This window comes from Planctomycetia bacterium (genome assembly GCA_034440135.1).
In the GTDB taxonomy this organism is placed as follows: Bacteria; Planctomycetota; Planctomycetia; order Pirellulales; family JALHLM01; genus JALHLM01.
The window spans coordinates 1-12,908 of record JAWXBP010000254.1 but is presented as its reverse complement, the minus strand read 5'-3'; the positions used below and the strand labels follow the sequence as shown (position 1 = coordinate 12,908).

Below are 12,908 nucleotides of genomic sequence, written 5' to 3'. Positions count from 1 at the left end.
GTTCTCCGCGGAGGAAGCGCCGGCGCCGATGCCGTTGCTGCCGTTGATCGGCGACGATGTCGCTGCCGACGATTCGGAGCTGACGTTGATCGAGGATGAGGCCGAGCCGGTCGAAGCGGAGCCCATCGAAGCGGAAGAAGTTGTCACGGAGAGCGAGCCGGCGATGCTGCCGGGCGACGTGCCGGTTCCGTCGTTGGAACCGCCGATTCCGGCCGAAGAGGCGGAGTCGAAAGAAAGTCAGGCGGCGTCCGCCACCGTGATGGTGGAATGGGTCTCGCCGAAAACGGTGAACCGCGGTCGCGAAACGGAATTCAAGTTGCTCGTGCGCAACACAATGAAGCATGCCGCGAAGAACGTCGCGGTTCATGTGCAATTGCCGGAACATGCGGAGTTGGGCAAGTGCAATCCGCAGCCGACGCCCGCCGACGACGTGTTGATGTGGAAGCTCGGTCAACTCGCTCCGGGCGCGACCAAGATCATCACGCTGGGCATCACACCGCTGGAGCGCGGCGAAATCGAACCGCAGGCCGCGGTGACCTTTACTCGGGCATCATCGACGCGCGTGCAGATTGTCGAGCCGGAGTTGAGCCTGTCGATCAACAGCTCGACGAAAGCCGTGGTCGGCCAACGCGGCGGTTGCGTGCTGGTCGTACATAACGGCGGCACCGGTCCGGCCGCGGGCGTGATCGTCAGCGCCAAGGTGCCGGGCGCGTTGTTGCCACGGACCGCGGAAGAAGCGAAGTATCAACTCGGCACATTGCCGCCGGGCGAGAGTCGCGAGATCGAATTCCCGCTGTATGCCCATGAATTGGGTCAGCATCAGTTGGAATTCCAAGTCACTTGCCTGGGCGCGGAACCGGCCACGATCGCGCACAAAATGGAAGTCGTGAATCCTACAGTGCAAGTCGCCGTCGAGGGACCGAAACTGCGCTATGTCGAACGTCAGGCCAATTACGTGATCCGGCTGGAAAACCCGGGTCCGGCGCCGATCAACAACGTGCAGGTGATCGAGAACGTGCCGGCGGGATTCGAGTTTGTCGAGGCCACGGCCGGCGGCGACTATGACAGCGACGCGCGGCAAGTCGCCTGGTTCGTTGGTCGGCTCGAACCGAACGCTTCGACCACGGTCGAAGTGAAACTCATTCCTGCCCAATTGGGCGAGCACACGGTCACGACCGAAGTGAAGGCGGACTCAGGCGTGAACGCCGTCGCACACACGACCACGCGTGTCGAAGGCGTGTCGTCGGTCGTGTTGGAAATCGTCGATCGCGATGATCCCATCGAAGTCGCTGGCGAAACGTTGTACGAAATCCGGGTCACCAATCAAGGCACCAAGCCGGCCTCTGGCGTGCAAGTCGCCGCCTCGCTGCCGAAAGAAATAGAAGCCTTGGAAATCGACGGCCCGAGCGAAGGCGTGATCGACGGCGAGAAGATCGTCTTCGAACCGCTGGCCGAGTTGGCTGCTGGGGCGACGGAGACCTATCGCGTCCACGTCAAATGCCACGGCGAAGGCAACGTCCGCTTCCGAGCGTTCTTCCGCACGGAAGAAAGTGCAAACCCGGTGCTCGAAGAAGAACTGACGCACATCTACGCGGACTGATCGTTCGCGATCGCAATTGAAACGCAGAAAGTAGCCGGCCAGTTTTTGGCCGGCTACTTGTGTTTTCTGGCTCCAGCTCGGCCGACGTCAAAGGCTTCGTCGACCTTCACATTTCAAGACGAACCACGAAAAGCACGAAAGACACGAAAGTTGAAAAGGCTTTGCTGAGCGATGGTGGTCGATACATCGCCTGCCGACGAGTCGACAAACGGTTGGTACTTGGAGGACAGTCTCGTTCTCGAAGACCCGTTCGTGTTTTTCGTGACTTTCGTGGTTGCCAGAACAACTAAGTTGTGTAGCACAACAAGGGATGCAACTAGGGAAAGTGCGGGAACAAATCTTCCGCAGGCCAGGCGTCGATTTCTTCGATGGCCTGCCAGAAGAGGGCGTCGAGTTCTTCGTGAAAGGCGTTGCGGTCGCGGGCTTTGGCGGGGCGATCATTGAAGACCGCCGCCCAAGCAAAGCCGTGGTGCGTGCGGACCAGCAACGACGATGTACCTGGCAGCGAACCGGTGTGCCACCAGTTCTTATCTTGGCCCGCATCACGAAGGTTCCAGCAAAGGCCCATGTAGGCGCCATCCGTCGGCTGCGGCGCGTACGAAGGGCGTTGGGTCATTTCGCGAAGTGAATCCGGCGTCAACAATGCCGTCCCGCGTCGTCCATCGACGGCCGTGGCGAAGCGCATCAAGTCAATCGGCGACGCCAACCAGCCGCCGTGCGCGTCCATGGCTTCGAGGTGAAAGCCGCCATAGCACCACGAGACCGGATCACGATCGTCCGGGAAGACGCTGGTCGTGGTTTCACCGACGACTTCGTCGTCGTACCACACTTCATCGGGCGCGCGTTCCGCCAGTCGGGATTTGCCCAATCGCATCCGTTGAATGCCGGCCGGCCCGAGCACCAACTCCTGCACGGCTTGCCCATAGTTTTTGCCGGTTACTGTCTCGATGACGCGGCCCAAAATACAGTAACCAAAGTTCGAGTACGCGGTGCGTGCGCCAGGTTCAGAATCCAACTTGCTGCGCAGCATGTACCGAATGACCGTATCCGGCCGGGCTGGCGCAGGCTCGTGGAGTTCTTGGGCAACCTCGACGGCGCGGAACATGGGGTCGAATTCCACATCGCGATCCCAGCCGCCTGAGTGCTCTAGGAGTTGGCGAATGGTGACTGTACGAAGGCGCTCGTCCAGTTCGGGAACGTCGTCAAGATTGAACTGTGGTAGTCGATCGAAGGCGCGATCGTCCAGTTTGAGTTGGCCGACGTCGACCAATCGCAGAATGGCGACGCAAGTAATCGGCTTTGAGACGCTGGCGATGCGAAAAAGCGTTTCGGGGCGCACTGCGTCGGCGCCGTCGCGATCTGTGAAACCGAAACCCTGGGCGTAGACTAGGCGGTCGTCCTTGGTGACGGCCACGGCGCCGGCCGGGACTTCGTACTTGAGCATCAAGGCCTTGACGCGACCGTCGAAGGCATCGGTCGGCGTGGTTTCCGCGCGCACCACGCGGCATGGATGAATCGCAATCGCGAAAAAAACTGCGATCCACGTCAATCCACGGATCATGACGCCGTCTCGGGGATTTCCCGCGGCGTGAAATGGAAGTTACGGCTCTGGCGGAAGAATTCGAGCGGGTTGTCGTAGACGACTTTGCGGATTAATGATTCCGAATGTCCGCGCATTCTCATCTCGAAAATGAAATCCGGCACGGCGGTCGGCTTCGACGGTCCCCAGTCCCCGGCCGAATTTACCAGCAACCGATCGGGCCCGTACAGCTCGACCATGTCGGCGGCGCGGGCCGGAGTGCACTTGCTAATTGGGTAGAGCGTCATGCCGGCCCAATAGCCGCGCTCCAGCACCGGGCGAATGGTGTGTTCCTCGACGTGATCGACGCAGACGCGCGTGTGATCGAGATCCGAAAAGTCGTCCAGCATGTCGAGAATCATGCGCGTGCCAGGGTACTTGTCCTGCAAGTGCGGCGTGTGGATCAGCACTTGTTCGCCGAGTTTGGTCGCGAGTTGGCAATGTTCGAGGAAGATGATCGATTCGTTGCGCGAATTTTTGTTGAGGCCGATCTCGCCGATGCCGAGCACTCCGGGTAGTTGCAAGAACTCCGGGATCATGGCGATCACTTCGCGCGAGAGCCGGACGTTCTCGGCTTCCTTGGCGTTGATGCAGATCCAGGTGAAATGCTGAAGCCCGTACCAGCCGGCGCGCTTCGGCTCGAACTCGGTGAGCTGGCGGAAATAGTCGCGAAAGCCATCGGCGCTGCCGCGATCAAACCCGGCCCAAAACGCCGGCTCGCTCATCCCGACGCAACCCATCTTGGCGAGGGTCTCGTAATCGTCGGTGGTCCTGGAGACCATGTGGATGTGAGGGTCGAAGTATTCCATGCGCAGGCTTTTGGCTCGTTACGGCGTGGATTGAGGCTGGCGCGGGGGGTAGATCTCGACTTCGTCAAACTCGTACCCGCCGAGCGTAGTGTCGTAAAGGACGGTCATGCCAGGGTATGGCTTGGGATTTTGCCGTGCAAAAGGACCATTGGGAATGCGCGGCTTCAGCTTTGCTGCGGCGTCATCTGCAGGTGAATCTCCAGGTTTGAGCAACCTAGGCTCAAACCGGTCGACGAGTCGATATGGCAGGTTGTCGAGAATGCCGTTCACGATTCGATACGCCTTCGCCAAACCATGTGCGACTACCGCCGATGACGTGAGGTACAAGTACCACCGTTTGTCATCGCTGGCTTTACCCCAGAAGGCGAACTCCACGGGAAATGAAGCGTCTTCAAGCGCGTCAATGATGCGATTGCCATACGCTTCTCGGCCATCTACCAGTTCGACGTGATCCATGAAAGCACTCCGTGTGTCGGATTGATGATCGCCTCGTGTAGCTGCTCCGCGTCCGTCTGGTCTATTTGATAGTAGCGTTTCTGTTCAGACCAACGCTCAACGATTTGCCAGTAAGACTTAAAATCACCATCCAGATCTTTTTTTGACTCGCAGTTCACGCGGAGTCCCGCGAGCTCGACAAGTGCGTTGATGTCGTGCGTATAACATCGCTCCGTAAATCGCTTCGCGGGAAACTCATCCACCGACATCAAATACTTGATAATGCACGACTTCAGCGCCAATTCCACCGCATATCCCATCAAATAATATGCGCCACTCCAAAGCTGGACATCTAGCAAAGCCTTGGCTTCCAGTAGCCGAACTGCCGTCAGTTGCTGGTAGTCGGCCCGCGTCTTGATTTCCTTGCTCAAGGCTGCCCCCTGGTTGGCATTGAATCGGGTTAGTTGCTATCGCGGAAATATTGCTCGTCCTGCTGTTCAAATCCCAAACCGATCCCGCCATCCCGCATCATACGGCAACGAGAAAACCTGCTGCACCGCCTCCGCGCGGCCGTCGTCTGGGGATAGTAATTGCTCGACGCCGGCGCGGATTTGGGCGAGGCGGGGGTCGCTCTCCAATTCGCCGTCGGCGCGGTCGAGGCGGTCTAACGAAGCGGCGACTTCCAGGATTTTGGCGCGGATCGTGAGGAACTCGCGTTCCAGCGTGGCGGCGGCCGTGAGGGGCATGGCAGGCTCGGTCGAAAGGCGGCTGAATAAGCAGGGCGCGCGGGCAAGTCGCCCAATCTCCAGTGTCCGCGCAGGCCCCTGGGAAATCAAGCGATTCCGGGCCGGCGCGATACGGGTGGAGGCGGTTGTGCCGGCTGCGACGATCGTGCGGAGTGCGGGCGGTGCTTGGCGACATCCAGGCGGTTTTCGAGCTAGGGTTTTAAGTGTTGCATCAAGCGGAGACTAGGTGTGCACCCTCAATTCACAGGCCCCGGCCCGGATCCGGCGTGAACCACGCATTGCAAAAAACGTTCGCGTTGCTGACCTCCAGCAACCATGCGGCCGTCGACGGCATGTTGCTGTCGGCCTTGGAATCGCCCTACGCGCCCGTGCAGGTCGGCGCGTTGGAGACTTTGCTGGCGCGGCGCAGCGCGGCGGGGGATCGCTGGATCCTGAGCCGCTGGCATGAATTCGACGAGCGCTGGCAACGGATGATCGTCGAGCGCGCCGGCAGCATGACGAGCGCCCTTCGCGAGGCGATCATTGGCTCCGATCAACGGCTCTGCGTGAACGCCTGCGATCTCGCAACGCGACTGGCGGACCACGATCTGATTCCTGCGCTCGTCAATGCCATCGAAAGCCCGGACCCGGTTCAATCGCAGCGCTGCGGCGAGACGCTGATGTGGCTCACCGCGGACTTGCGTCATGCGGCGGGCGCCACGACGTCAGCAGGCAGTCAGCCTGATTTGGAACCGGTGCGGCGGAATGTGCTGGCGAGCCTGGAACGCTACTTGAAGAAGTTCCAGCGTCACAAACCGACGCAGCCGCTGGAAGCTTACCTGGTGCTCGTCAACGCGGACAATGAGACCCTGCGCGGACTGCTGCTGGATTCTCACGACCCAGCGTTCGTGGCCGTCGTGTACTTGATGGCGCATAGCGAGCAGCCGGGCGTGATGCGGTTGTTGTTGCAGCATCTGGACGACCCGCAAACGCCGACGGCAGCGTTGAACGCGATCGGCCATCGGGCGGACGAAGTGTTCATCCGCCAAATGCTCGATCACGTGGGCGACGAGCTTGCTGAAGCGGTGCGCGGCAACCTGCGAAAAATCGAGTCGTTCATCTCGCTCCGCGAGGATCTCGCCTGGCTGGATCGTCTGGACGATCGGCAACAGGATCGCCTGGTGCAATTGCTACTGGCGTCGAGCATCAAGAAATCCGATCTCTATCACGTGCTGGAATACATCATTCAGAACGGCCATGCACTGGGCCGGCGAGCCGCGGCGCGGGCGTTGGCGGACTTCAACGGATCGGAAGTCGCCGCGCTGACGATGCGGGCTTTGGACGACGAGGACCCGCAAGTGCAGGCGGCGGCAGTGTCGCAACTGCGACAGCGCAATTTGTCGAACACGCTTTCGTTGTTACTGGGGCGATTGGAAAGCCCGCACCATGTGGTGCGCCAGGCCGCGCGAGCGAGCCTGGCCGAGTACAGCTTCAAACGGTATCTCGCGTCGTTCGACATCTTGAACGAAGTGGCGCGCCGTTCGACGGGCAAACTCGTCAAGCGAATCGACACGCAGACAATTCCGCTGCTGCGCGAGCAATTCGAGACCGATTCGCGGACGCGCCGTTTGCGGGCCGTGCAGATGGCGATCGTGATGGAACTCTGCGACGAGTTCGAGGACGAAGCCCTGGAATTGATGGCGGACCCGGATCACGTGGTGCGCGCGGAGTCGGCGCGACTACTGGGCTATTGCACGACGCCGACCGCGAAGTCGGCATTGAAGACGGCGCTCGCGGATGGCAGCGTCGTCGTGCGCGAAGCGGCGGTGGCCAGTATCGCCCGGCTGGAAGGGCAGCCGGCGTCATCCTCCAAGCCGAACGAGACGGAGGTGGCGCATGCTTGATGTTTGCCGACTTTACACGATCGCCGCGCTGTCGGCTGGCGACGAACGCTTGCAGCAGATCACGAGTGAGCTCGGCAACAATCGCCGGCCGATCTTGTGGAGCGAGGTGGCAATCGTCGTCGGGTTTCTGGTGTTGGCGCCACTGATCGCCTGGGTGGCCTTTCGCCGCTTCGGTACGTCGGAACCGCCGGAGCCCAGTTCCAATCCGCGCGGCTTGTTCAACGAATTGTGCGATGGCCACGAACTGGGCCGCGATGAACGGGAGTTTTTGGAGCAATTGGCAAAGCGCGCCAAGCTGGAGCCCGTGGCGCGCATCTTCTTGGAGCCTGATTGCCTGACAAATGGCGGCGCGGCCGACTTGCGACCTGCGCAACGATTGCTGTTGGCGGCGCTGAACGTGAAGTTGTTCGGCGGGCAACCATTGCCGACGGCGAATCGGTTTGCCGAATTTCCGTCGTAAGCGATAGCAGTTGCCTCGCCGAGCTTACGGTTTGGCCGGCTCGGCTTGCTTCTCTTGGGCGGGGCGGCGCTCGCGGAACAGAGCGGAAGTCTTGCCCGACGATTTCGGGCGATTGATGTCGCTACCTTTGTCGAGAAATTCCGCGGCGGTGCCGGGCCGGACGAAGTTCAGCACGCGGCGAATGTCGCTCCAGCCTGACCGCTTCAGGAACTGTTCCATCGAGATGGTCTTCAGACCGAATTGAATCGCCTCGCGACGCAACTTGGTGTACGCGTCGATCTGGGTGCTGTCGGCGCCAACCTGACGCGGCTCGCTGCCGAGAATCAGGTAGGTCGTCTTAGCGGTGATGGCGCCCTTGAGGACGCCGTTTTCATCCACTTCGGCGTCGATAATCGCGCCAGCGCCCTCAATCAGGCCGCGCAATGTTTCGATGTCGCTGCCGCCGTCGCCATTGAGGTCCATGCGGCCGGCCAACGCGACGTGCAACTCTTCGCCTGGCGCCCAAAGGACGGTGTGGATCTTATCGCCCGAGATGATGGGATCCTGAATTTCATCGTCGCGAATTCGCGCTTCGGCCAGATGCGGTCCGAGTACGTTGGTAACTTCGATGGTCGCTTTGCGCTGCAGGTCGTTTCCGACGCTGTTTTCATCCGACGGATAGACCGCGAACACGACCTGTCGGCGAAGATTGTCTTCCGAGCCGAGGTTGAGCCAGACGGTGCGGTTCCGTTGATTCACGAAGGTGATCTGGCCATGCGGGATGTCGAAGCTCTCGTTCTTCATGCCGTCGATCGTGACCGTCTGCTGCTGCACGACGCCGCCTAAGCGCTCCAACTCACCTTGAATCTCGGCGACCTTCTTTTCCGCTTCCGACTTGGCGGTCGCGGCGGCTGCCTGGCTCGCGGCGAGTTGTCCTTCGAGCCCGGTCTTGGCTTCGGCCAAGGTGTTGGCCGTGGTGGTGAATTCTTCCGTGCGCTTCTTCAATTCATCCTGCGCGGCGGTGAGCGCCTTGTTTAATTCGTCGATCTGGCCTTGCTTGGCCGCTTCACGCTGTTCGTTGGTGGTTTTGAGTCCGTTGTTCTCGGTTTCCAAGTCGGCGATACGCTTGATCTGTTCGGAATTCGTCGATTGAAGTTCCTGCATCAGCACCCGGTAGCTGACCGCGTCAGCCTGGCGGCCGGCGAGCAAGGGGTCAGTGTCCTTTGCGAAATCGACGGTGATTTTTTCGATGGCGTCAGTGTCCAGGAAACCGGCGAACCGCTTAACGGTGTTGAGTTCGCCTTGCGCTGTCGTGACCGCCGCCGTGCGGTCGCCCAGTTCCTTTTGCCGTGCAAGCAGGTCGGCTTCCGCCGCGGCCCACTGCGAATAGAACAGGTAGGTCGTCACGCCCAACCCGATCACCAAGATGACCGAGATGATCAAGCCCGCTTGCAAACCTTGATTTTCGGAGCTGGCCATGTTCTGTTCCTCCCGCGCGCAGCCATGCGGCCGCAGGGCAGTTGATCACCGGTTGGGACGCGGTGAAGTTCCGCGCCGCCGGCATGGGGACAAGCGCCGCGACCCACCCGGGCCGCCGGCAGCATTCTGTTCCTGGTCCGAAACCGCTCCGCGCGCAGGGCGCTAAGATGAATCGGTCCCAGCCTTTAGTCTAAGCGGGGAGGTCTGGGCGGTCAAACAAAATCCGGTGGTGCTGGACGCCTTCAACATTCGCTAGATTGGATGCCACGGGACCCTGGCAAAGGCGTCCGGGCCCGCTCGATGGCGCGTCGGGCTGATGTCACGAAAAACCATGGAAATCGAGATGAGCGGAGCACTTGCGCGGGCCAGGGAGTATCTGGCGAACGGCCAGTTTGAGCACGCGCGGGCGACGCTCGACGCCTATCTCAAGGGCCGTCCGAAAGACGCGGATGGGCTGCTGCTGCGAGCGTTCGCCGCGTCGTCACTGGGCCAGGCGGTGGAGGCTGCTGGCTGGCTTCGCAAGGCAACCAACGCCGGCGCGAATCGCTGGGAAGTTCATTTTGACGCCGGAATTGCTTACCTGGGATTGAACCGGCCGGAAGAGGCCTTGCTGCGTTTCCAGACGGCCGAGCGGATGGAACCAGAGATTGAACAGATTCCCCGGCAGATCGGCCGCATTTACCTGGACATGCTGAAGTTGCCGTCGCTGGCGGCGGCCGCGTTTCGTCGGGCAATCGCCATTGACGCCAACGACTTGGAATCGCAATACCATCTTGGCAAAGCGCTGTTCGACCTGGGTGACATCGACGCCGCGATGGATTTGATGCGTGAGTGTCGGCGTGTCGCAATGAGTGAGGACCGCGGCGATATCGCGGCCCTTTGTTTGCAGGCGATCGCCACCGCCATTCCGGGGGCAATGTCGGCTGACAATGCGGAGATCCTGCGGGCGCGTCGCGATTGGACGGAGACGCTGAACCTGCCGCACGGCGCGGCTGCGAGTTTCTCCGAGCGCGATCGGAACGCCGATCGGCCGTTGACGATTGGTTATATCTCCTCGTTCTTCGACAGTGAGAACTGGATGAAGCCGGTCTGGGGGCTGATCAATCAGCAGGATCGGGAGCAGTATCCAGTGCGGATTTTCTCTTTCGGCCCGGTGCCGGGCTGCGAGGAGCACGCACCGGCCGCGACGGCGTATCGGCCGCACGAGACGGATCGCGTGTTTGACGTGGACGGATTGGAACATGAGCGCATCGCCGCACTGATCGCCGAGGAAGGGGTCGACGTGCTGGTCGACCTGAATGGCTACAGCGATCCGCAGGGACTGCAGTTGATGGCGATGAAACCGGCGCCGGTGTTGGCGGGTTGGTTCAATATGTACGCCACGACGGCGCTCGGTTGCTTCGACTATCTGATCGGCGACCGGCACGTCGTGCTGCCTGAGGAGGAGGAGCATTACTCGGAGCGGATCGCGCGCGTGCCGGGTTCGTACCTAACGTTTGACGTCGGGTATCCGGTGCCGGAGGTAGTTTCTGGTCCGGCGGCGCGCAATGGCTTCATCACCTTCGGATCGCTTTGCTCGCGCTATAAGCTCACGCCGGAGGTAATTCGGGCGTGGAGCGAGATCCTGCAGCGTTGCCCCGCGGCGCGCCTCGTGTTGCGCAATGGCGGCTTGGAGAAAGCGGCGGAGCGGGAGTATTTGCTGCAGCAATTTGCCTCGCATGCTGTCGAACCGGGAAGATTGGAGTTACTCGGGCGAGCGCCGCATTTCGAGTTTCTCGAGACGTACGGACAGATCGACATTGCGCTCGATACGTTTCCCTACAACGGCGGCACCACGACGACGGAGGCGATCTGGCAGGGCGTCCCGGTCGTGACTTATGCCGGGCGCACCTGGGCCTCGCGTACGAGTGCGACGTTGCTCCGAGAGGGAAAACTTGGCGACTGGGTGGCCGACGATCTCGCCGGGTACGTGGAGCTGGCGGTTCGCTGGGGGAATGATCCGGATGCACCGCAACGATTCGCGGAACTGCGTACCGCGATGCGCGTCAAGCTCAGCGCGACTTCGGTGTGCGATACGGCTGGGTTTGCGCGGGCAATGGAAACGCTTTATCGCGGATTCTGGCGAGAGTGGTGCCGGCGGTAGGCTCAGCCGAAGCACAACGCACGGCTGCCGGAGTAGGTGTTTCGGTTCGCCGGTAACAAATGGGTCGCGGCTGCGCTGAGCAATGTACGTAGCTCAATAGGTAGAGCAACCGGCCTGTCTCCGACAGGCTCGGAGCGGATCGGTAGATGCGGGTTCGAATCCCGCCGTTTTTTGATTTCCCAGGACCTCAGTCGCGCTTCGCGCGGCTGAGGTCTATTTGTTTGCCGAGTCGTGTTGATCGAGGCGGCGATCGCCGGTCGAATGTCGCATGAAGCTGTTGCGGCGCCGCCAAACTGTTGTGTCACACAGTCAAACTGTTGTGGCACGGTCTCCCGACCGTGACACGGCGGACTTGCCGACGACCGGAATGGGAGACCTTCAGTCGGGCGGGCGGCGCGGTCGGAAGACCGCGCCACAACGGCGTTGGAAGAAAGCGACGAATGGGGCGATTAGCATGGACGAAAACCCGTACAGGTCGCCGGAGTCAAGTGGTGGGCCGCGACGCATCAATGTTGGGACGCTGTTTCGCAGACTCGCGAGGATCGTGCTGGCCGTCTTGGGAGTGGAGTTCGCAATCGCCGCAATAGTGCTGGTAATTCTCGGCCTCCCAAGTAGGCCATATTCAATTCCAGTTGCCTTCGCCTACGGCGCCATCGCCGCCGCCTGCTTCTACGGCGTGAAGCGGATTCCGCTATAGCCGGACGCCCAGCACCACGGTGTTAGGACACCGCCCGCCCGGCGTTCAGGTTGATTTTCCTCCCCAAGAGTGGTACTGATTGTGGGGGTTGTCCGCGCCGTTTCGCATGCCTGAGGCCACCGATGAAACGCTTGTTCCTCTCCTCGTTCTGTCTGTTCGCCATCGCCTTGCTGGCCAATCGCGCCGCGGGGCAGCAAAAATTCAAGGATGTCGTCGGCGCGGTACAGGTCGCGCCGGTCAAACAGAACGCGGCCAAGACGCTCGAAGTCCCCTACATCACGTGGGGCGGCGACGTGGCCACGTTCTACGCCAACGGCGGCCTCGCCACGACCAGCAACAGCATCTACGGCCAGCATGGCTTGAAGCTGAACCTCGTCGCCGGCGATGACTTCGTTGGCCAGGTGAAACGCTATCTCCAAGGCGACACGCCCTTCCTGCGCGGCACGTTCAGCATGATGGGCCTGGCCTCCGAGGCGCTCGGTAACGATCCGCGCACGAAGCCGGTCGTGTTCCTGCAACTCACCTGGTCCGCCGGCGATCACCTCGTCTCGCGCGAAGCCTTAAAGAAAACCAACGATCTCAAAGGCAAGAAAATCTGCCTGCAGAAAAACGGCCCGCACGTTGGCATGTTGGACGACATCCTACGCGTGGCCGGATTGAAATGGAGCGATATCATCGTCGTCTGGGCCGATGACTTGACCGGCGAGAAAGGCCCCGCGGCCCTGTTCCGTGCGGATCCCTCGATTGACGCCTGCACGGTGATTTCGCCCGATATGCTCGGCCTCACCGGCGCGTTGGACGGCACCGGCTCCGGGGCCGAAGGCACGGTGAAGGGCGCGCATGTGCTCGACTCCACGGCCTATCTGAGCCGCTCCATCGCCGACGTCTATGCCTGCCGCAAAGACTTTTACGACGCCAACCGCGCGACGGTCGAAAAATTCGCCGCCGGCTATTTGAAGGCGTGCGAAGAAATCGTGCCGCTCAAGAAGGAATACGATACGAACGGCGCGTCCCCCAAATACATGGAAGTGTTGAAGCTCGCCCAGAAGATTTATGGCCCAGCGGTGCTGCCGACCCTGGAAGTCGACGCCCACGGCC

11 protein-coding genes are annotated in these 12,908 nt (G+C 61.0%); 5 read left to right on the top strand and 6 right to left on the bottom strand.

Features of this window, described 5'->3' with window-relative positions:
* A partial coding sequence (locus tag SGJ19_15685; protein MDZ4781693.1) for a DUF11 domain-containing protein occupies positions 1 to 1,600 on the top strand: 1,600 nt, incomplete at its 5' end.
* A 316-nt stretch (positions 1,601 to 1,916) separates the two neighbouring features.
* Here the strand turns inward: SGJ19_15685 and SGJ19_15680 are convergent.
* The 5 genes from SGJ19_15680 to SGJ19_15660 all read right to left on the bottom strand — a co-directional run bounded on the left by SGJ19_15680 (position 1,917) and on the right by SGJ19_15660 (position 5,169).
* The gene (locus SGJ19_15680; protein ID MDZ4781692.1) at positions 1,917 to 3,161 is read right to left on the bottom strand and encodes a serine hydrolase domain-containing protein; all 1,245 of its coding nucleotides are present in this window, start codon (positions 3,159 to 3,161) and stop codon (positions 1,917 to 1,919) included.
* Complete coding sequence (locus SGJ19_15675; protein ID MDZ4781691.1) at positions 3,158 to 3,988, bottom strand: TatD family hydrolase; 831 nt, start codon at positions 3,986 to 3,988, stop codon at positions 3,158 to 3,160. Before SGJ19_15675 ends, SGJ19_15680 begins: the two co-directional genes overlap by 4 nt.
* Before the next feature lie 18 nt (positions 3,989 to 4,006).
* The gene (locus tag SGJ19_15670; GenBank protein MDZ4781690.1) at positions 4,007 to 4,444 is read right to left on the bottom strand and encodes a hypothetical protein; all 438 of its coding nucleotides are present in this window, start codon (positions 4,442 to 4,444) and stop codon (positions 4,007 to 4,009) included.
* Complete coding sequence (locus SGJ19_15665; protein ID MDZ4781689.1) at positions 4,423 to 4,854, bottom strand: DNA-binding protein; 432 nt, start codon at positions 4,852 to 4,854, stop codon at positions 4,423 to 4,425. Before SGJ19_15665 ends, SGJ19_15670 begins: the two co-directional genes overlap by 22 nt.
* Positions 4,855 to 4,920: 66 nt before the next feature.
* A complete protein-coding gene (locus SGJ19_15660) occupies positions 4,921 to 5,169 on the bottom strand; it encodes a hypothetical protein (GenBank protein MDZ4781688.1) in 249 nt (82 codons plus the stop codon).
* 266 nt (positions 5,170 to 5,435) lie between these two features.
* Here SGJ19_15660 and SGJ19_15655 point away from each other — a divergent pair, with 266 nt between their 5' ends.
* The gene (locus tag SGJ19_15655; protein MDZ4781687.1) at positions 5,436 to 7,052 is read left to right on the top strand and encodes a HEAT repeat domain-containing protein; all 1,617 of its coding nucleotides are present in this window, start codon (positions 5,436 to 5,438) and stop codon (positions 7,050 to 7,052) included.
* A complete protein-coding gene (locus tag SGJ19_15650; GenBank protein MDZ4781686.1) occupies positions 7,045 to 7,512 on the top strand; it encodes a hypothetical protein in 468 nt (155 codons plus the stop codon). The genes SGJ19_15655 and SGJ19_15650 overlap by 8 nt, the downstream gene beginning before the upstream one ends.
* A gap of 24 nt (positions 7,513 to 7,536) precedes the next feature.
* On the opposite strand, the gene SGJ19_15645 is transcribed toward SGJ19_15650, so the two are convergent.
* Positions 7,537 to 8,970 carry a hypothetical protein gene (locus SGJ19_15645; protein MDZ4781685.1) on the bottom strand — a complete coding sequence of 478 codons (1,434 nt, stop codon included), beginning with the start codon at positions 8,968 to 8,970 and terminating at the stop codon, positions 7,537 to 7,539.
* Positions 8,971 to 9,286: 316 nt separating this feature from the next.
* Here SGJ19_15645 and SGJ19_15640 point away from each other — a divergent pair, with 316 nt between their 5' ends.
* Together SGJ19_15640 and SGJ19_15635 are read left to right on the top strand one after the other, a co-directional pair.
* On the top strand, positions 9,287 to 11,113 hold the full coding sequence (locus SGJ19_15640) for a tetratricopeptide repeat protein (protein MDZ4781684.1): 1,827 nt from the start codon (positions 9,287 to 9,289) through the stop codon (positions 11,111 to 11,113).
* An 819-nt stretch (positions 11,114 to 11,932) separates the two neighbouring features.
* On the top strand, positions 11,933 to 12,908 hold a 976-nt coding region (locus SGJ19_15635; GenBank protein MDZ4781683.1), incomplete at its 3' end, for an ABC transporter substrate-binding protein.